The organism is Agromyces sp. NPDC055658 (assembly GCF_053618155.1).
This window is the reverse complement of sequence record NZ_JBSHHD010000010.1, coordinates 43,357-62,827: the sequence shown is the minus strand read 5'-3', so window position 1 is coordinate 62,827 and position 19,471 is coordinate 43,357. Positions and strand designations below refer to the sequence as shown.

Here is a 19,471-nt window from a genome sequence, read left to right as displayed (position 1 = left end):
CGATGATCACGCGCGGGGTCTCGGCGCCGAGCTGCAGCTCGACGGGCGAGCGCCAGACGAGCGGGAGGGCCGGATCGATTCGCGGAGCCATGCCGAGAGCATGCCCCAGGACCCGACACCGCCGCGGAATCCTTCCACAGGGTGCCCTCGTGCGATGAGCGCTCAGGCCTCGGGCGACTCGCCGTCTTCTCCGGGGCCGGCCGGCGTCTCGCCGCGGAGGAGCTGCTCGAGGGCCTGGTCGAACTCGTCGTCGGCCTCGTTCTCGGCGCTGTCGGCACCGGTGAGCCGTGCGATGAGCCCGCTCGGGTCGTCGAGGTCGTCGGCCGTCGGCAGGAGGTCGGGATGCGCCCACAGCGCGTCGCGCGCCTCGACGCCGACCGCGTCGGTGACGGCCCGCCACATCGCGGTCGCCTCGCGGAGGCGGCGCGGACGCAGCTCGAGGCCGACGAGCGTCGCGAACGCCGACTCGGCGGGGCCGCCCGACGCACGTCGCCGTCGGATCGTCTCGGCGATCGCGTCGGTACGGGGGAGTCGGCCGGTCGCGTCGGCGGTGGCGGCGTCGACCCAGCCCTCCACGAGCGCGAGCATCGTCTCGAGGCGGGCGAGGGCGCCCTGCTGCGCCTCGCTCTTCGGGCGGATCAGCGCACCCGACACGACCGCCTGCCGCAGCTCTTCGGTGTTCGAGGGGTCGAAGCCCTCGGCCAGCTGCTCGAGCCGGTCGGTGTCGATGTCGATGCCCTTCGCGAACGCGGTGATCGCCGTGATGAAGTGCAGCCGCAGCCACCGCGCGTGGCGGAAGAGCCGAGCGTGCGCGAGCTCGCGCACGGCGAGGTACAACTCGACCTGGTCGGTGGGGATGTCGAGGCCCTGGCCGAACTCGGCGGCGTTCTGCGGCAGGATGGCCGCCCGCGAGTCGTCGAGCAGGGGCAGCCCGACGTCGCCGCCGGAGACGACCTCGGTCGAGAGCTGGCCGACGACCTGGCCGAGCTGCATGGCGAACAGCGTGCCGCCGATGCCGCGCAGCATGCGGCTCGCATTCTCGATCATGCCGCGCATCTCTTCGGGCGCCTGCTCGAGCATCACGCGCGTGAGCGCGTCGGAGATCGAGAGGGCGACCGGTTCGGCCAGCTGCGTCCAGATCGGCATCGTCGCGGCGACCCACGCCCTGCGGGTGAGGAGTTCGGGCGTCTGCGGCAGCGACGAGAAGTCGACCGCCTCGTCGAGCCACAGCGAGGCGACCTGGAACGCCTGGTCGAACCGGGCCCGCTCGGCGTCGGAGATCTGCTGCTGGCCCGCCGCGGCGCGCTCCTCGCCCTGTCGGGTGGCGATGCTCCAGTCGATGCCGTCGCCGCTGTGGTTCATCGCCTGCTGCAACTGCCCGAACAGCGCCGCGACGCTCGCCGGGTCGTCGGGCAGGCCGGCCGCGCCGGCGAGCTTCGACGGGTCGATGCCACCGGCACCCGAGAGCAGCTCCCGCAGCATCTCGCGGAACTCGTCCTCCGGGCTCCGGTCGCCGGGTTCACCCTGCTGATCGGCCACGTGCGCCACCTCCACGTCTCGTCGCTTCAACCGTAACGCGACGATCCCGGGTGGCGACCGGGAAATGGCCTAGGCTGGCTCTTCGGGTGTCCGCCCTTCGCGAACAGCGCCGGCCTGGCCGCCCCCGCAACCCCCGCACCCGCTGCGATCGGCGCGAAAGGATGCCCGATGGCCCTCTTCTCCGACGACTCGTCGTCGGCGCATCACCGGCACGAGTGGTCGCTCCGCGAGCGCATCGGCTGGGGCTCCGTCACGGTCGCGGTCGTGATCGGGCTCGTCTTCGCCGTGATGCCGTCGCCCTACGTGATCGAGGCGCCCGGTCCCGTCTACGACACCCTCGGCTCGGCCGAGAACGCCGATGGCGATGAGGTGCCGCTGATCCACATCCCCGGCGAGACGACCTACCCGACCGACGGCGAGCTCAACCTGCTCACGGTCTCCGTGTTCGGCAAGCCCGGCAACACCCCCAGCTGGATCGAGGTGATGACGGCATGGTTCGACCGCACGCGCTCGGTCATGCCGATCGAGGCCGTCTTCCCGCCCGGCGTGTCGAACTCCGACCGCGATGCGCAGAACCAGGCCGCGATGGTCGACTCCCAGCAGGACGCGATCGCGGCGGCGCTCGTGGAGCTGGGCTACGACTTCCCCCGCGAGGTGACCGTCGTGTCGCTGCTCGACGACTCGCCCGCGGCCGGGGTCATCGAGCCCGACGACGTCATCGTCTCGCTCGACGGCACCCCGGTGCACTCGATCGGCGAACTGCAGGAGGCGGTCGGCGAGCACGGCACGGACGACCCGGCGGAGATCGTGATCGAGCGCGACGGCGAGCAGCAGACCGTCGAGGTGACACCGGTCGACAACGGGGGCACGCCCGTGCTCGGGGTCGGCGTTCGCATGCACTACGAGTTCCCGGTCGACGTCGAACTGCAGCTCGACAACGTGGGCGGCCCGAGCGCCGGCATGATGTTCGCGCTCGGCATCGTCGACGAGCTGACGCCGGGCGCCATGACCGGCGGCGAGGTCGTCGCGGGCACCGGCACGATCGACTCGGCGGGCCGGGTGGGCCCGATCGGCGGCATCCGCCAGAAGCTGTGGGGTGCCGAGGGCGCGGGCGCCGACTGGTTCCTCGCGCCCGAGTCGAACTGCGACGAGGTGGTCGGGCATGTCCCCGACGGCCTGAACGTCTTCGCGGTGTCGACGCTCGACCAGGCGCGCACGATCGTCGAGGACCTCGCCGACGGCGAGGTGACGGGTTCCTACCCGTCGTGCGACGCCTCCTGACCAGCAGATTCCAAGCATCGCGACTCTAGGATGGAGTCCCGATCCCATCCCGACCGAACATGAGGCCGAGAGTGTCAGCACAGCCGCAAGAACCGAGGATTCCGCGCCGTCGCGCGCCGATCGCCATCACGATCGGCATCGTGGTGGTGCTCGTCATCGCGTTCTTCGTGTTCACCGGCCTCTACGCCGACGTGCTCTGGTACCAGCAGCTCGGATTCCTCTCGGTGCTCACCACCGAGTGGATCGCCCGTGCCTCGCTGTTCGTGATCGGCTTCCTCGCGATGGCCCTGCCGGTGTGGGGCTCGATCCAGATCGCGTACCGCACGCGCCCGGTGTACGCGAAGCTCAACTCGCAGCTCGACCGCTACCAGGAGGTGTTCGAGCCGCTCCGCCGGCTCGCCATGTACGGCATCCCGGTGGTCCTCGGCGTCTTCGCCGGTGTCTCCGCCTCGAGCCGCTGGGAGGTCACCCTCGCGTGGCTGAACCGCACCCCGTTCGGGCAGACCGACCCGCAGTTCGGCCTCGACATCGGGTTCTACATCTTCGAGCTCCCCTTCTATCGCGGGGTCGTCGGCTTCGCGTCGGCGGTCGTCCTGCTCTCGGTGCTGCTCGTCATCGCGACGAACTACCTCTACGGAGCCATCCGCGTCTCGGGCCGCGAGGTCGTCATCTCGAAGTCGGCGCGCATCCAGATCGCGGTCACGGCGGGCATCTACCTCCTGCTGCAGGGCATCAGCATCTGGCTCGACCAGTACGCCACCGTCACCGAATCGGGCTCGCTCATCACGGGCGCCGCGTACACCGACGTCAACGCGGTGATCCCGGGCCGAGGCATCCTCGCCGGTGTCGCGGTCGTCGTCGCCGTGCTCTTCTTCGTGACCGCGATCATCGGAAGGTGGCGGCTGCCCCTCATCGGCACGGCGCTGCTCATCGTCACGAGCCTGCTCATCGGCACCCTCTACCCGTGGGTCGTGCAGCGCTTCCAGGTCGACCCGAGCGCGAAGTCGCTCGAGGCGCCGTACATCCAGCGCAACATCGACCTCACCCGCGACGCGTACGGCGTCGCGGAGGTCGAGGAGATCCCGTTCGAGGCGAAGACCGACGCCGAGCCGGGCGCGCTCCGCTCCGACGCCGAGACGACCGCGAACATCCGCCTGATGGACCCGCTCGTGATCTCGCCCGCCTTCGAACAGCTCGAGCAGTTCCGCCAGTACTACCAGTTCCCGAAGCAGCTCGACGTCGACCGCTACGACATCGACGGTGAGACCCAGGACACCGTGGTCGCCGTCCGCGACGTCAAGCTCTCGGGCCTCGGCGACGCCGAGACCTGGTTCAACTCGCACCTCGTGTACACGCACGGCTACGGCCTCGTCGCCGCGGCCGGCAACCAGCGCTCGGTCGACGGCCAGCCCGTCTTCATCCAGTCCGGCATCCCGCAGTCGGGCACGCTCGGCGACTTCGAGCCTCGCGTGTACTTCGGCGAGGGATCGCCGCAGTACTCGATCGTGGGCGGCCCGAAGGGCAGCGATCCGATCGAGCTCGACTACCCGGCGGGCGGCGACAACGAGCAGCAGACGCAGACGACCTTCGCGGGCGACGGCGGGCCGAAGCTCGACAACGTGTTCACGAAGCTCGTCTACGCGCTCAAGTTCCAGTCGGAGCAGATCTTCCTCTCCGACGAGGTCACGACCGACTCGCAGATCCTCTACGATCGCGACCCGATCCAGCGCGTGCAGAAGGTCGCGCCGTACCTCACGCTCGACTCCGACACCTACCCGACCGTCGTCGACGGGCGCATCGTGTGGGTCGTCGACGGGTACACGCTGAGCGACCAGTACCCGTACTCGAACAAGGTGAGCATGTCGGAGGCGATCGCCGACAGCGAAGGCCTCACCCCGTCGCTCGCGTTCGACGAGGTCAACTACATCCGCAACTCGGTGAAGGCCACGGTCGACGCCTACGACGGCACGGTCACGCTCTACGCGTGGGACGAAGAGGACCCCATGCTGCAGACATGGCAGAAGGTCTTCCCGACGACGGTCGAGCCGATGAGCAAGATGTCGGGTGAGCTCATGAGCCACGTGCGCTACCCGTCCGACCTGTTCAAGGTGCAGCGCGCCGTGCTCGGCCGCTACCACGTCACCGAGGCGAGTCCGTTCTACTCGCGCGAAGACGCGTGGACGACGCCGAAGGAGCCGACCGCGGGCGCGAACACCGCCTTGCTGCAGCCGCCGTACTACCTGACGATGCAGATGCCGGGCCAGGACGCACCGGCCTACTCGCTCTACTCGACGTTCATCCCCGAGGCGCGGGGCGACCAGAGCCGCAACGTGCTGCGCGGGTATCTCGCGGTCGACTCCGACGCAGGTGCAGAAGACGGCAAGCGGTCGGACGGCTACGGCAAGCTCAGGCTGCTCACGCTCCCCGAGGACGACAACGTGCCCGGCCCCGGCCAGGTCCAGGCGAAGTTCAACTCCGATCCGAGCGTGTCGCAGTCGCTCAACCTGCTGAAGCAGGGCCAGTCCGACGTCATCAACGGCAACCTGCTCACGGTGCCCGTCGGCGGGGGACTGCTCTACGTGCAGCCGGTCTACGTGAAGTCGACGGGCAACACGAGCTACCCGCTGCTGCAGAAGGTGCTCGTCGCGTTCGGCGACCAGATCGCCTTCCAGGACACGCTCGACCAGGCGCTGAACGTGCTGTTCGGCGGTGACTCGGGCGCGACCACGGGCGACGAGAACGTCGAGCCCGAGCCGGGCGGCGAGGGCGAGAACGGCGGTTCGACGCCGACGACGCCCGAGACGCCGAGCGACGAGATGCAGGCGCTGCTGAACCAGGCCAAGCAGGCGCTGAAGAACAAGAAGACCGCACTCGCGGAGGGCGACTGGACCGCATACGGCCAGGCCGACGCGCAGCTGGCCGACATCATCTCGAAGATGATCGCCCTGACCGACGAGTCGGGCGGCGGCACGACCGACGGCGGCACGACCGACGGCGGCACGACCGACGGCGGTTCAGGCGACTGACGATGGGCTTCGACCTGCGCGACGGCGAGTGGCTCGACGACAACCGGGCCAACTGGGACGAGCGCGTCGGGGTGCACCTGGCGAGCGACTTCTACGACCAGGCGCCGCTGCGCGCCGGCGGGGGAGTGCTCGACCCGATCGCCGCGGCCGGCATCGACCGGCTGCATCCCGACGGCCTCGAGGGCGTCCGGGTGCTGCACCTGCAGTGCCACTTCGGCTCGGACACGCTCTCGCTCGTGAACCGCGGCGCGACGGCGGTCGGCATCGACTTCGCCCCCGCGGCCGTCGCCGAGGCTCGGCGCATGGCCGCCGAGCTCGGCGTCGAAGGTCGCGCGCGGTTCATCGAGTCCAACGTCTACGACGCCCGGCACATGCTGCCGGAGCCCGAGTCGTTCGACCTCGTCTTCGCGACCTGGGGCACGATCAACTGGCTGCCCGACATCGCCGAGTGGGCGCGCATCGTCGCCTGGTTCCTGAAGCCGGGCGGTCGCCTGTACTTCGCCGAGGGGCATCCGTCGGCGATGGTGCTCGACGGGGCCGACGGACCCGGTGGGTTGCCGACGATCAGCTACGCGTACGACAACGCCGGGCAGCCCGACGTGCTCGACGATCCGAGCGACTACGCCGACCCCGGGGCGAAGCTCGTCAACTCCCGCAACTGGGAATGGCTGCATCCGCTCAGCACGGTGCTCGGCGCGCTGCGCGACGCCGGCCTCGAGATCGAGGCGTTCGACGAGCACTACTCGGTGCCGTGGCAGATCTACCCGGCGACGCCCGCGCTCGGCGAGGGCATGTACGGCTGGCCGGCCGAGCACTGGCTGCCGCTCTCCTACGAGATCGTCGCGCGCAACCCGCCGGCGGCGTAGCGACGCGCGTCGGGCCCGCGACCGCGAGCAGCACGGATGCCTCGGAGCGTGCCCGCTCCGAGGCATCCGCCGTCCTCCGGGGAATCAGCCGAGCGGGCCCTCCTCGGCCGCGCGCAGCGTCTCACCGAGCGCGCCGCCGAGCTCGTTGCGGTAGTCGCCCGAGAGGTCCCACCACATCGCGCCGCCGTAGCCCTGTTCGGCGAGCCATTCGGCCTTCTGCTCGACCGACTTCGGGTCGTCGAGGCTCCACCACTGGCCGGTCGCCGCGTCGTAGCGCCAGGAGGCGCCGATCGCGGGGTCGTAGTAGCCCTCGCCGATCGAGCGGATCTCGTAGTACGGCTTCGTGCCGATCGAGCTGACGGCGGGGTCGGGCGTCCACACGGCGCGGTCGCCGACGGTCACGCCCGTCCAGCCCTGGCCGTAGGCGGGGATGCCGACGTTGAGCTGTTCCGGCCGGGCGCCGGCGGCCGTGTAGAGGCCGACCGCGTTGTCGAGGGCGAGGCCCCAGTTGTTCGAGCCGTCGGGGTGCAGGTTGCCCTGGTGGCCCGTGTTGCCCGTCCAGCCGCCCGCGTAGTCGTAGCCCTGGATGTTGAGCCAGTCGACGACGTCGAAGAGGCGCGGGTCGGTCCAGCCGCCCGCGTTCGTGTTCCAGCCGCCCGCGGGGGCGAACGCGGTCAGCAGGTAGTCCTCGCCCGTCTCGGCGCCGTACGCGTCGAGCTGGCGGCGGAACTCCTCCATGAGCGCGAGGAAGTTCTCACGGTCGGCGGGGGAGGCGTTGGCCGTCTCGCCGCCGTTGACCGGCCACTCCCAGTCGACGTCGATGCCGTCGAAGACGCCGGCCGCGGCGCCGGGGCCGCCGAGATGGCCGACCCTCGGCAGGTCGCCCTTCAGGTAGAGGTCGATGCACGACGAAACGAGCCGCTCGCGGCTCTCGGCGGTCGCCGCGGCGGCCGAGAAGTTGTCCGACCAGGTCCAGCCGCCGAGCGAGATGAGCACCTTCGTCTCGGGGCTCACGGCCTTGAGCTTCTTGAGCTGGTTGAAGTTGCCGGCGAGGCGCTGATGCCGGTTCGGCAGGTCGCGCTTGCCGTCGACCGAGTCCTGCGGCGAGACGAGTCGCAGGTAGTCGTTGTACGCATCGCCCTCGCCCGCGACATCCGTGATCTCGCAGGTGAGGTTCGCGGTGACGTTGCCGAACGCGTAGTTGATGTGGGTGACGTCCTCGATGGCACCCGTCGTGAGCAGGTCCTCGATCTCGAAGTCACGGGTCACCGGGGTGTCGGCCATCAGGTAGCCGACGCTGCGGTAGCCGTTGATGTCGCTCGGGCCTTCGGGCCCGTCGTGGCCCTTCGCAACGGCGGGGGCGGCCGCGGAGGCGGCGATGAGCGCGGTGGTGGCGGCGGCGATGGCCGCGCCGCGCAGGAGGGGGCGTGGTGACATGGAATCCTCATCGATCGTGGTCTGCCGGCCGCCGCGGGTGCGGCGGTTGCCGGGACACTACCAAGGCCGTCCACGTAAGTTAAGACTCCTCACAAAGGTTCGCGGATGTCGCGAGCGAAGCCGCACGGTCGCTGTGGAGACCTCCAATCGAATCGCGCGGGCGTGCACATGCTGCACACCCGCGGCCGAGGGCTCGGCGTGATTTCCGCCTCCCGATGAGCGTGCTCGCCGCAGCGGTCGCGGGGTCGAGAAGGCGGCCGATTGGACGGTGCCCGTTTCCCGTGCTAGTGTTTTCTCTTGTGCCGCGGGGTGGAGCAGTTCGGTAGCTCGCTGGGCTCATAACCCAGAGGTCGTAGGTTCAAATCCTGCCCCCGCAACGAGAAGAAGGCCCGGAATCGTCGAGATTCCGGGCCTTCTGCTTTTCTGCGCCGGGCACTTGCACGGGAGACGTCACCGTCTGCGGCGGCGTCAATTCCCATCGCGTCGCTTCGTCTCGTCGGTGTAGTCGGCCTTGTGCCAGTGCTCGCCCTGCGCCGCGCGCCAGCGGCCTTCTCGTCGCTGCGCCGCCCCGCGACCGGCCGCCGCATCGGCGTCGGTCTCGGCGTCGACCCGGGCGTCGGCGTCAGCCTGGGCGTCGACCCGGGCGTCGGCGTCAGCCTGGGCGTCGGCGGCGTCGGCCTCGTTTCCGGAGGCGTCGAGCGATCCGCCTTCGGTCTCCCAACGCTCGTCCGCTCGAGCGCCTTCGCGTGGAGCGCGTTTCTTGTTCATGGGCACCTCCTCTTCAGCGCCCGGAGTCCGTGATGTCCTCCGCTTCGCAGTATCGGCACTCAACATGTGCGCACTCACAGGTAACCGGGCGCGCACGCGGCTCACGGCGATCGACGTGCACCGACCCGGCCGACCGCCGCCGTGGGGCCCCTACGATGGCCACATGCCCGTACCCGAGACCGCCGTCGCCCTCCAGGCCGCCGCGATGCGCGGATTCCGCACGCTCGAGGACGTGATCGACGTGATCCCGCCGGCCGTTCGCAATCGGCCGTTCCCGATCGCCCCTGCGTCCGCCGAGGCATCCGGCGTTCCGGGCGCCGGGCGCGACCGCGACCTGCAGGACGTGCTCAACCACCTGCACGCGTGGCACGAGCTGCTGCTCGGCTGGCTCGATGCGATCGATGCGGGCACGACGCCGGCCTATCCGGCCGAGGGCTACGACTGGGAGCACCTGGACGCACTCAACCAGTCGCTGCGCGACAAGTACCGCGTGCGCGACGTCGCGCGGGCGTTCGCCCGCGTCCAGGCGAGCCATGCCGCCGCCCTCGCGCGGGTGTCGGCCATCGGCGGCGACGTGCTCTTCGATGCGGATCGGTTCGACTGGCTCGGCGAGCCGCTCGCGGTGCCCGCGCACGAGTGTCTCGGCGGGCACTACGGCTGGGCCGTCGAGGCGATCGCGGCGCGGTTCGACTGACGCATGCCGGGGCCGGGAGGGTGCGAAATCCTCCCGGCCCCGAGCGGCTCGGCACGCCGAGCCGACGGCCCGGCCTCAGCCGGACTTGCGGTTCCCCGTGTTCGTGACCGTGAGCGTGTACCCGGCGTCGAGGTACGTCAGGTCGCCCGTCGGCAGGTTCGACACGAGCGTCACGAAGTCGCGGTTGTTGCCGCTCGCGCACTTCGTCTGGAAGCCGGCCTGCGAGATCGCGTCGCCCTCGAGCCGGTAGACGAAGTTGCCCGCGTCGTCGGTGATCTCGAAGGGCGAGTCGACGCCCGGCGTCAGGTCGCAGGTCGCGACGATCTGGAGCGTCCAGTTGTTGTCCTGGAGTCCCGTCGTCTCGAACCATTCGCCCTCGTCCGACGACAGCGTCGCCGCGGTGCCGTTCACCATCACGTCGTCGACGAACCAGCCCGTGTCGAGGTACGCCGCGTCGGTGGAGTACCGGAACTGCACGTCGGTCGTGCCGGCGGGCAGCTGCGCCGTGTAGTGCACGTACACCGGCTCGTCGACGAAGTACTCACCGCCCGAGGTGCCGGTCAGGCCGTTGCCCGTCGGGTTGTTGCCGTGCGGGTCGTCATCAGTCGTCACCGCGGTGCCGGCGTCGTCGACGAGGGGCACCGTGACCCACTCGCCGCCGACGAGCGCCTCGACGAATCCGTAGTCCCAGCCCTCCTCGATGAAGTGCCAGGTCCAGAAGTCGAGCGAGGTCACCGCTCCGGTGACGTCCACGTCGAGGACGTTCTCCGACTGGCTCTCGTAGCCGGCGTACCAGTGCGTGTCGCCGGTGTGGGGTGCGATCCGCGTGGTGTCGTCGCCGTCGAGCGCGACGGTGACGGTCGGCCCGGGGTTGCGGAAACGCTCGACCTGGATGCCGTACGGCAGCGCCACGTCGCTCGAGGGGTTCGCCCGGCGCAGCCACTTGGCCTCGGGCTGGGCGCCCTGGTTCGAGCCCCGGCCCTCCCAGAACTGGTCGTCGGCGATGTCGAAGGTCCAGTTCGTGAACGCGGGGTCGCCGAAGTCGACGGCCTTGATGTCGAAGCGGTCGGATGCCTCGTCGTCGAGGTAGACGGCGACCGCCCAGTCGCGGTAGAGGTCCTCGGCCGAGCGGAGCTCGGCGCCCGTCTCGCCGTTGAAGGCGTCGATGGCGGCCTGCACGCCCTCCATGCCGTCGGCCGGGTTCTCGAAGATGAGCTTGATCAGCAGGTCGCCGCCCTCGCCGTCGTATTCGAGATCGGGTTCGTAGGTTCCGTCGCCGTTGCCGCCGGCCTGCTCCCACAGGTACTGGAAGAAGGTGTACGCGGCGCCGTAGTTCTCGAGGCCGCCGCCCCACCTGGTCAACGACGTCTCGGCGTAGAACACCTGGTGGTAGGTGAGGTGCGAGCCTCCGACGTCGTAGCCGTTGAGGAACACCGCGAAGTCGGCGAGACCCTCGTCGACCCAGGAGAGTTCCCCGGGATCGCTGTAGTTGTGCAGCAGGTGCTCCAACTCGTGCGCGATGACGCCCTCGTAGAGGGTCGGCTGGTCGTTGTCGGGGTCGTCGTCGTTCCACTCCGAGTCGGCGGGGCCGACCCGGTTCGCCCAGTCGTACGCGTCGATCACGATGGCGTTCATGCCCGACGAGTCGATGAACTCGGGGGCGAAGTACCCGGCGGTGTACGTGGTCTCCGTGCAGTCGTAGTACTGGGTGTCCTGCACGTTGTAGACCACCATGACGAGCGAGTCGCTCGCGGGCTCGTCGGGGTCGGCCGCGTCCATGGGCCCGAAGTGCTCCTCGTCGACGGCGACGATCTGGTTCGAGAGCTCGGCGCCCATGTAGTCGATCTGCGCCTGCGTGAGCGTGTAGTCGGCGACGTCGGCGTCGGCGCACGGCACGAACTCGTCGTCGGGGGTGGGGTCGAAGGCGGGGTCGAGGCTGTCGACGCCGGTCGGCGCGCTGCCGTCGAGCGGCGTGCCCACGGGCACGTAGATGTACACGGGGGTGTCGTCGGGCGTCGTGCCCGCGTAGACCCGGGTGAAGTCCTGGTCGTAGGTGCCGCCGGCCTCGCTGTCGTTGATCGGCAGCGTGATCGTCGGTTCGCCCGGAAGGTTCAGGTGGTCGTCGGCCTGGGCCGGCATGGCGGATGCCGCGACGAAGGCCGCGGCGGCGACGGCGATGCTCGTGGCGGCGCCGACCGCCCTTGATGGTGCTCGGAGCACGGCGGTGTCCCATTTCTCTCGTGGACCCGTGGCGCCGGACGGTCTGCCCTTCGTCGCGCGGGACCGATCTGTTCGGAGTCCGCGTCGTCGCGGCCTCCGTGATGAACCCGGCCAGTACAGCACCTCGGAATTCTCATCGGAAGGGGCTTGCACACCCGCCCGTGATGCGCAGTACCGCGTCGCCACCCGCCGATCGGGAGTGCGGGCGACGCTTCGCGGCCAGGCCCGGGCCTACGCTGGTGGCATGGTGGACGGCGAGGTCGTGATGGATGACGAACGGAGCGACGGCGAGGCATCCGGCGGTGACCTGGGGGTCGCCGTCGCGCAGTTCGCACCTGTTGCGGATGTCGCGGCGAATCTCGACACGATCGAGGGGCTCGCCCGCACGGCGGTGGCGCGCGGCGCGCGGCTCGTCGTGCTCCCCGAGTACTCGATGTTCTTCACCGCCGAGCTCGGCCAGGAGATGGCCGATGCCTCCGAGCCGATCGACGGCGCCTTCGCGGGCGCGCTCGGCGCGCTCGCGGGCGACCTCGGCGTGCACCTCGTCGCGGGCATGCTCGAGCAGGCCTCCGACCCCGAGCGCTTCTCGAACACGCTCGTCGCGTTCGACGACGACGGGCGGCTCGTGGCGACGTATCGCAAGCAGCACCTCTACGACGCGTTCGGGCAGCGGGAGTCCGACCGGGTGGTCGCGGGGGCGGTCGACGCACCCGAGATCTTCACCGTCGACGGCGTGCCGGTGGGGATGCAGACCTGCTACGACCTGCGATTCCCCGAGGTCACGCGCACGATCGTCGACGCCGGGGCCGAACTCGTGCTCGTGCCGGCCGAGTGGGTGCGCGGCCCGCTGAAGGAGCACCACTGGCGCACGCTCGCGACCGCGCGCGCGATCGAGAACACCGTGTACCTCGCCGCCGCCGACCAGACGCCGCCCGTCGCGGTCGGCAACAGCTTCGTCATCGACCCCATGGGCACCGAGCTCGCGGGCCTCGGCGAGCAGGCCGGCGTCGCGGTCGCCTGGGTGTCGCGCGAGCGCGTCGCCGCCGTCAGGCGGGTGAACCCGGCGCTCGCGCTGCGTCGGTACGCGGTCGTGCCCCGCTCAGCCGCGACCGAGTGAGGCGAGACGCGCGGAGGCCTCCTCGAGCACGGGCATGCGCTTGCAGAACGCGAAGCGCACGAGGCTGCGATACGCGTCATGGCGGTCGGGGTGCACGAACGCCGACACGGGCACCCCGACGACGCCCGCTCGCCCCGGCAGCTCGCGGCAGAGCCGCGCCGCGTCCGAGTGGCCGAGCGGCGAGGCATCCGCGACGACGAAGTAGCCCGACTGCGGCGGCGAGACCGCGAACCCGGCCGACTCGAGGCCCGCGGCGAGCAGGTCGCGCTTCGCGGCGAGCGCCGCCGCGGCGCCGGCGAAGAACTCGTCGGGCAGGTCGAGCCCGGTCGCGATCGCCGGCTGGAACGGCGCCCCGTTCACGTAGGTCAGGAACTGCTTCACCGCGAGCACGGCGCTCACGAGCGGTGCGGGCGCGCTGAGCCAGCCGATCTTCCACCCTGTCGTCGAGAACGTCTTGCCGCCCGACGAGATCGAGATCGTGCGCTCGCGGGCACCGGGGAACGTCGCGATCGGGCGGTGCGGCGCGTCGAAGACGAGGTGCTCGTACACCTCGTCGGTCACGATGAGCACGTCGTGGAGCTCCGCGAGGCGCACGATCTCGGCGAGCACGTCGTCGTCGAACACGGCCCCCGTCGGGTTGTGCGGCGAGTTGACGATGATCATGCGAGTCCGGTCGGTGATCGCGCGGGCGAGCGAGTCGAGATCGGGCCGCCAGCCGGGGAATGTGAGCGGCACCGTGCGGTGCACGCCGCCCGCGCGCGCGATGAGCGCGGCATACGCGTCGTAGTACGGCTCGAAGGTCACGACCTCGTCGCCGGTGTCGACGAACGCGAGGATCGTCGCGGCGAGCGCCTCGGTCGCGCCAGCGGTCACGAGCACCTCGGACGCCGCGTCGAGCTCGATCCCGTACCACCGGGACCAGTGGCGCGCGATCGCCTCGCGCAGCACCGGCATGCCGATGCCGGGCGGGTACTGGTTGAGCCCGGCCGCGATCGCATCGCGGGCCGCGTCGAGCACGGCGGCCGGGCCGTCCTCGTCGGGGAACCCCTGGCCCAGGTTGATGGCCCCGGTGCGTGCGGCGAGGGCGCTCATCTCGGCGAAGATCGTGGTGGCGATCGCACCGTCGGCGCCGAGCAGGCCCGCCCCGGCCGCCGTGCGCTGCCACGGGCTGAGACCGGCGGTCACGGGGGAGAAGTCGCTCATCTTCACACCGTACGCGAGGCTCGGGCCGGTACGCTGGCGCCGGGCCCTCGGGTCGCCCGGGCCCGGGGCGGACCACTGCCGGATGAATCACTGCTCGCTGATAGCCGAGACATAGACTCCGCAAATCCCCCGCACAGGCTGCCGCGGGATGCTGGCATCGCTTTGGAAGGAGCAGACATGACCGACACGACCAACGGCGCCACGGGGGAGCCCCGCGAGGCCGACGTCCCCGCGGAGCAGACCACGCCCGTGACCAGCACCACCGACGCTGCCGCCGTTTCGGCCGCGACCGGGGCCGGCCCCACCGAGGCCCACGAGACCACCACGCCCGAGGCGGCCGTCGAGACGACCGCCGTCACCACCACGCCCGACGCCGCCGTCGAGACGACCGCCGTCGAGACGGTCGCGAAGGCGGAGGCGCCCGCCGCCCCGGCTCCCGCCGCGCCGCAGCCGGCCCCTGCCGCGCCCGCGGCCCCGGCCGCCGCGACCGGCGTCGTGTACCAGCCGGGCCAGGCGCCCCAGCCCTACCACGCCCCGCAGTACGCCAAGCAGACGCAGGCGACCGCCCCGACGGCTCCGGTCGCGGGCCAGGTCCCCCCGGCCTTCGGCGGCCCGCAGCCGTCGCAGCCCACGGCGCCGATCGCCGGCGCCCCGGGCCAGCACGGCCCCGCGGCTTCCGCCAAGGAGCCCAAGCAGCGCAAGGTCGGACTCGGCGTCGCCGCCGCGATCGCGGCCGCCGCCCTCATCGGCGGTGCCTCGGGCGCCGGCATCACCGCGCTCGTCGCTGCGAACCAGCCGGCGAACTCGACGGCCGCGTCGAACTCGGCGCAGAACATCGTCGTCAACGACCCCGACTCGGTGAACCAGATCTCGGCGGTCGCCGCGAAGGCGAGCCCGAGCGTCGTGACCATCTCGGTCTCGAGCGGCGAGGGCGCGGGCACCGGCTCGGGCATCATCCTCTCGAAGGACGGCTACGTGCTCACCAACACGCACGTCGTGACCCTCGACGGGGCGACCGCCGACCCGACCATCCAGGTCAAGACGAACGACGGCCACCTCTACAAGGCCGAGCTCATCGGCACCGACCCGCTCAGCGACCTCGCGGTCATCAAGCTGGTCGACGCGTCGGGCCTCACCCCGCTCGAGTTCGCCGACTCGTCGAAGCTCAACGTGGGCGACACGGCGATCGCGATCGGCGCGCCGCTCGGCCTCTCGGGCACCGTGACGAACGGCATCGTGTCGGCGCTCAACCGCTCGATCGACGTCGCCTCCTCGGCGGCCCCGTCGACCCCCGACGACAGCACCGAGGGCGACGACAGCCAGGGCGACAGCGGTCAGGGCGACGGCGGCCAGAACGGCGACAGCCCGTTCGACTTCTTCTTCGACATCCCCGACGAGGGCGGCCAGTCGCAGGAGCAGGCGCCGCAGCAGCAGGCTGCGGGCGCGGGCCAGGTGGCGCTGCCGGTCATCCAGACCGATGCGGCCATCAACCCGGGCAACTCGGGCGGCGCGCTCGTCGACAGCGAGGGCAAGCTCATCGGCGTGAACGTTGCGATCCTCGGCACCGGCGACTCGTCGGGCGGTCAGAGCGGCAACATCGGCGTCGGCTTCGCCGTGCCGTCGAACCTCGCCGAGCGCATCGCGAAGGAGATCATCGAGAACGGCTCGGCCACCCACGGCCTGCTCGGCGCGACGGTCACCTCGGCCGCGGCCGACGAGCAGAGCGACACGGTCGGCGCGCTCATCACCGACGTCTCGTCGGGCGGCGCCGCCGAGAAGGCCGGCCTCAAGCAGGGCGACGTCGTCACCGGCTTCAACGGCCTGCCGATCACCGACCAGACCGACCTCACCGCCCAGGTGCGTGCACTGGCCGGCGGCGACAAGGCCGAGCTCACCGTCACCCGTGACGGCGACACCAAGACCGTGACGGTCGAGCTCGACACGTTCGAGGGCTGACCCAGAACGGCACGGATGCCTCGGCCCGAGGCCACGCGACGGGGCCGGATCGGATTCGATCCGGCCCCGTTCGGCGTCGCCCGGCGCGGCGCCCGCCGCGAGGCGTCGCCTGTTAGGCTCGATCGACCCGAGCACGAATGAGGAACATGCCCGAGCACCACCCCGAGACGGCACCGTCGTCGCTCGTCGGCGTGTCGTACGTCATGCCCGTGCTGAACGACGCCACCCACGTTCGGGCCGCCGTCGAATCGATCCTCGCGCAGGACTATCCGGGCCCGGTCGAGGTGCTCATCGCCCTCGGCCCGTCGATCGACGGCACGGCCGAGCTCGTCGGAGACCTCGCATCGCGCGACGACCGGGTGCGCGTGCTCGAGAACGCGGTGGGCTCGACCCCCGCGGGGCTCAACATCGGCATCCGCGCCGCGCAGTACCCCGTGGTCGTCCGGGTCGATTCCCACTCCATGCTGCCCGTCGACTACGCGCGCATCGCCGTCGAGACGCTCGAGCGCACGGGGGCCGACAACGTCGGCGGCATCATGGACGCGCGTGGCGAGACCCCCTTCGAACGAGCGGTCGCGCTGGCCTACACGACCAAGGTCGGGCTGGGCGGTTCGGCGTTCCACGTCGGCGGGGTCGAGGGCCCGGCCGAGACGGTGTACCTCGGCGTCTTCCGACGGTCGGCGCTCGAGCGGGTCGGGCTCTTCGACGAGTCGATCAAGCGCGGCCAGGACTGGGAGCTGAACCGTCGCCTGCGCGAGACCGGCGGCACCGTGTGGTTCACCCCCGAGCTCGCGGTGACGTACCGACCGCGCTCGAGCCTCGACCGGCTCGCGCGGCAGATGTTCTCGACGGGCCTCTGGCGGGGCGAGCTCGCCCGCCGTTTCCCGGCATCGAACGGCCTCCGCTACTTCGTTCCGCCGGCGATGGTCGTCGGCGTGACCATCGGCCTCCTGCTCGGCATCGGCGGGCTCGTGCAGCTCGCCGTGGGGGCCGCGCCGTGGCTGCTCCTCGGCTTCGCCGCACCGCTCGTGTACCTGGCCTTCGTCGTGGCGGCGACGATCGCCGAGGCCCGCGGCCGGGGTGCGGGCACTGCCGGCTGGTTTCTCGTAGTGTTGCCGTGCATACATGTCACGTGGGGCATCGGCTTCGTGCTCGGCTACCTGTCGCTGACGAGCAACATCGCACGGCACACGGGAAGGTGAGCACGGGATGACTGACGCCCGACCGGTGACGACCAGGCCGGCGAACATCGCAGAGCTGCGCGCCGTCGCGCAGCCGCCTGAGGTGCGCGGCCGCCGCAACGCCGAGCACTGGACCGCTTCGCTGTACCTCCGCCGGTTCTCGATCTACCTCACGTGGGCGCTGCTGAAGACCAGGATCTCGGCGAACGGCGTGACCGGGCTCATGATCCTCGTCGGCTGGTCGACGGCCGCCGCGCTCCTCATCCCGGGCGTCTGGGGCGCGCTCCTCGCGGTCGTGCTCGGGCAGCTGCAGATGCTCGTCGACTGCTGCGACGGCGAGGTCGCGCGCTGGCGGCGCACGTCGTCGCCCGCGGGCGTGTTCCTCGACAAGGTGGGCCACTACACGACCGAGGCGCTCATCCCGATCGCGCTCGGCATCCGCGCGGCCGCGTACCCGCTCGAGTTCCCCGAGGACTTCCTGTGGACCACGATCGGTGCGATGCTCGCGCTCGTGATCGTGCTCAACAAGGCGCTCAACGACATGGTGCACGTCGCCCGCGCGAACGCCGGGCTGCCGAAGCTCGCCGACACGCACGGCGAGACGGCGCCCCGCGGCGGACTCGTCGCGAAGCTGCGCAGGGCGGCGAGGTTCGTGCCGTTCCACCGCCTCTACCACTCGGTCGAGCTCACGCTCATCGCGTTCGCGGCGGCAGTCGTCGGGCTCTTCGCCGGCCAGCCCCTCGTCGACCGCATCGTCGTCGCGGCGTTGCTGCCGCTCGCCGTGCTCGCGGTGATCGGCCACTTCGTCGCGATCATGGCGAGCCGTCGTGTCCGGTCCTGACGTTCCGCTCCCGCCCGCGGCGGGCGCAGGCACCGCGACCGTCGGCGTCGTCGTGCTCACGATGGGCAAGCGGCCCGACGACCTCGCCCGCGGCATCCGCAGCGTGCTCGACCAGCGCGGCGTGGAGGTCGACGTCGTCGTGGTCGGCAACGGCTGGGACCCGGCGACCGCCGACCCGTCGCTGCCGGCCGGGGTGAAGACCCGGCACCTTCCCGAGAACCTCGGCATCCCCGCGGGTCGCAACGCCGGCGTGCCGCTCGTCGCGGGCGAGGTGCTCTTCTTCCTCGACGACGATGCGTCCCTGCCGAGCGACACGTTCCTCGCCGACGGCTGCCGTCTGCTCGCCGAGCGACCCGAGCTCGGGCTCATCCAGCCCCGGGTCGTCGACCCGACCGGTCTCGCCTCTCCGCGCCGCTGGATACCCCGGATCCGGAAGGGCGACCCGGCGCACTCGAGCCCGGTCTTCTCCTGCTGGGAGGGCGCGGTGCTCATGCCCCGCGCGGTCTTCGACGCGACGGGCGGCTGGGCCGACCCGTTCTTCTACGCGCATGAGGGCATCGAGCTCGCGTGGCGCGTGTGGGACACCGGGCACATCGCCTGGTACGAGGGCGGCCTCGAGGCCGCTCACCCGGTGATCGATCCGGCCCGGCACTCGTACTACTACCGGCTCAACGCCCGCAACCGGGTCTGGCTCGCGCGACGCAACCTGCCCGCGGTGCTCGTGCCGTTCTACGTCGGCTCGTGGACGGCGATCCAGGTGCTGCGCTGGGCGCGGCGGCCCGCTGCGCTGGGCGCCTGGTTCGGCGGGTGGCGGGCCGGGTGGCGGGAGTCGCCCGGCGAGCGACGGCCGATCTCCTGGCGCACCGTCTGGCGGATGACTCGCGCAGGGCGCCCGCCCGTCGTCTGAGGCCGTTCTCCGGCCCCGGTGGTCGAGTAGCGTGGCGTCGCAGTCTCGCAGTCTCGCAGTCTCGCTGTCTCGCTGGTCGTTGGCGCCGCCGCAGGCGACGTATCGAGACCCAGATGCAGGACGATCCGTCGAGCCGGCTCTTCATGCACGGTGCCCGCCGAACAGTCCTGCAGCTTGCCACCGGTGCCGCCGCGCGGACGACCGCAGCTGCCGCGTCGACTCGACGAACGCAGGACGATCGGGTCGGCAGGCGCCCAACGCGGGGTGCCGACCGCAGAGTCCTGCAACTTGCCGCACCCGACGCCGCCGCCACTCTGTGGATGACCCGCTCATCGCACGCTTTCCGGTGGCCGCACAGCGACGGCGGAGTGGTGGAGAGTGCGTCGCCGGGTGCGAGGCGGGCCGACCTCGACGCCAACCAGTCCAGCCCGACCC

At 71.1% G+C, this 19,471-nt stretch carries 14 protein-coding genes and 1 tRNA gene; 10 read left to right on the top strand and 5 right to left on the bottom strand.

Annotated elements, in window-relative coordinates; genetic code table 11:
• Window positions 1-162: 162 nt before the first annotated feature.
• The gene (locus tag ACWGPE_RS06840) at window positions 163-1,539 is read right to left on the bottom strand and encodes a zinc-dependent metalloprotease (protein ID WP_374201106.1); all 1,377 of its coding nucleotides are present in this window, start codon (window positions 1,537-1,539) and stop codon (window positions 163-165) included.
• A 168-nt stretch (window positions 1,540-1,707) separates the two neighbouring features.
• On the opposite strand from ACWGPE_RS06840, the gene ACWGPE_RS06835 reads away from it, so the two are divergent.
• Genes ACWGPE_RS06835 through ACWGPE_RS06825 form a run of 3 tightly spaced genes read left to right on the top strand, consistent with a single transcriptional unit; the run spans window position 1,708 to window position 6,712 of the window.
• Complete coding sequence (locus ACWGPE_RS06835; RefSeq protein WP_452048403.1) at window positions 1,708-2,820, top strand: YlbL family protein; 1,113 nt, start codon at window positions 1,708-1,710, stop codon at window positions 2,818-2,820.
• Window positions 2,821-2,879: 59 nt separating this feature from the next.
• Window positions 2,880-5,846 carry a UPF0182 family membrane protein gene (locus ACWGPE_RS06830; RefSeq protein WP_452048402.1) on the top strand — a complete coding sequence of 989 codons (2,967 nt, stop codon included), beginning with the start codon at window positions 2,880-2,882 and terminating at the stop codon, window positions 5,844-5,846.
• A 2-nt stretch (window positions 5,847-5,848) separates the two neighbouring features.
• Window positions 5,849-6,712 carry a class I SAM-dependent methyltransferase gene (locus tag ACWGPE_RS06825; RefSeq protein ID WP_452048401.1) on the top strand — a complete coding sequence of 288 codons (864 nt, stop codon included), beginning with the start codon at window positions 5,849-5,851 and terminating at the stop codon, window positions 6,710-6,712.
• A gap of 84 nt (window positions 6,713-6,796) precedes the next feature.
• Here ACWGPE_RS06825 and ACWGPE_RS06820 read toward each other — a convergent pair whose 3' ends face one another.
• Entirely contained in the window at window positions 6,797-8,149 is a 1,353-nt protein-coding gene (locus tag ACWGPE_RS06820; RefSeq protein WP_452048400.1) for a glycoside hydrolase family 18 protein, read from the bottom strand.
• A 303-nt stretch (window positions 8,150-8,452) separates the two neighbouring features.
• Here ACWGPE_RS06820 and ACWGPE_RS06815 point away from each other — a divergent pair.
• Window positions 8,453-8,526: transfer RNA gene (locus ACWGPE_RS06815), tRNA-Met, on the top strand.
• Between the two features lie 91 nt (window positions 8,527-8,617).
• Here the strand turns inward: ACWGPE_RS06815 and ACWGPE_RS06810 are convergent.
• On the bottom strand, window positions 8,618-8,917 hold the full coding sequence (locus ACWGPE_RS06810) for a hypothetical protein (protein WP_452048399.1): 300 nt from the start codon (window positions 8,915-8,917) through the stop codon (window positions 8,618-8,620).
• A gap of 163 nt (window positions 8,918-9,080) precedes the next feature.
• Here ACWGPE_RS06810 and ACWGPE_RS06805 point away from each other — a divergent pair, with 163 nt between their 5' ends.
• Window positions 9,081-9,611 carry a ClbS/DfsB family four-helix bundle protein gene (locus tag ACWGPE_RS06805; protein WP_452048398.1) on the top strand — a complete coding sequence of 177 codons (531 nt, stop codon included), beginning with the start codon at window positions 9,081-9,083 and terminating at the stop codon, window positions 9,609-9,611.
• Window positions 9,612-9,686: 75 nt separating this feature from the next.
• Here ACWGPE_RS06805 and ACWGPE_RS06800 read toward each other — a convergent pair whose 3' ends face one another.
• Window positions 9,687-11,831 carry a hypothetical protein gene (locus ACWGPE_RS06800; protein WP_376931420.1) on the bottom strand — a complete coding sequence of 715 codons (2,145 nt, stop codon included), beginning with the start codon at window positions 11,829-11,831 and terminating at the stop codon, window positions 9,687-9,689.
• Window positions 11,832-12,096: 265 nt separating this feature from the next.
• Here ACWGPE_RS06800 and ACWGPE_RS06795 point away from each other — a divergent pair, with 265 nt between their 5' ends.
• The gene (locus tag ACWGPE_RS06795) at window positions 12,097-12,948 is read left to right on the top strand and encodes a carbon-nitrogen hydrolase family protein (protein ID WP_452048410.1); all 852 of its coding nucleotides are present in this window, start codon (window positions 12,097-12,099) and stop codon (window positions 12,946-12,948) included.
• On the opposite strand, the gene ACWGPE_RS06790 is transcribed toward ACWGPE_RS06795, so the two are convergent.
• On the bottom strand, window positions 12,931-14,151 hold the full coding sequence (locus ACWGPE_RS06790) for an aminotransferase class I/II-fold pyridoxal phosphate-dependent enzyme (protein WP_452048397.1): 1,221 nt from the start codon (window positions 14,149-14,151) through the stop codon (window positions 12,931-12,933). The genes ACWGPE_RS06795 and ACWGPE_RS06790 overlap by 18 nt on opposite strands.
• Window positions 14,152-14,328: 177 nt before the next feature.
• Here ACWGPE_RS06790 and ACWGPE_RS06785 point away from each other — a divergent pair, with 177 nt between their 5' ends.
• The 4 genes from ACWGPE_RS06785 (at window position 14,329) to ACWGPE_RS06770 (ending at window position 19,036) form a co-directional block, all read left to right on the top strand.
• The gene (locus ACWGPE_RS06785; protein ID WP_452048396.1) at window positions 14,329-16,107 is read left to right on the top strand and encodes a trypsin-like peptidase domain-containing protein; all 1,779 of its coding nucleotides are present in this window, start codon (window positions 14,329-14,331) and stop codon (window positions 16,105-16,107) included.
• 146 nt (window positions 16,108-16,253) lie between these two features.
• Window positions 16,254-17,309 carry a glycosyltransferase family 2 protein gene (locus tag ACWGPE_RS06780; RefSeq protein WP_275505708.1) on the top strand — a complete coding sequence of 352 codons (1,056 nt, stop codon included), beginning with the start codon at window positions 16,254-16,256 and terminating at the stop codon, window positions 17,307-17,309.
• Between the two features lie 7 nt (window positions 17,310-17,316).
• A complete protein-coding gene (locus tag ACWGPE_RS06775; RefSeq protein WP_231430562.1) occupies window positions 17,317-18,129 on the top strand; it encodes a CDP-alcohol phosphatidyltransferase family protein in 813 nt (270 codons plus the stop codon).
• A gap of 61 nt (window positions 18,130-18,190) precedes the next feature.
• Window positions 18,191-19,036, top strand: coding sequence for a glycosyltransferase family 2 protein (locus ACWGPE_RS06770; RefSeq protein ID WP_452048409.1), 846 nt, complete (start codon window positions 18,191-18,193; stop codon window positions 19,034-19,036).
• The last annotated feature ends 435 nt before the right edge of the window (window positions 19,037-19,471 follow it).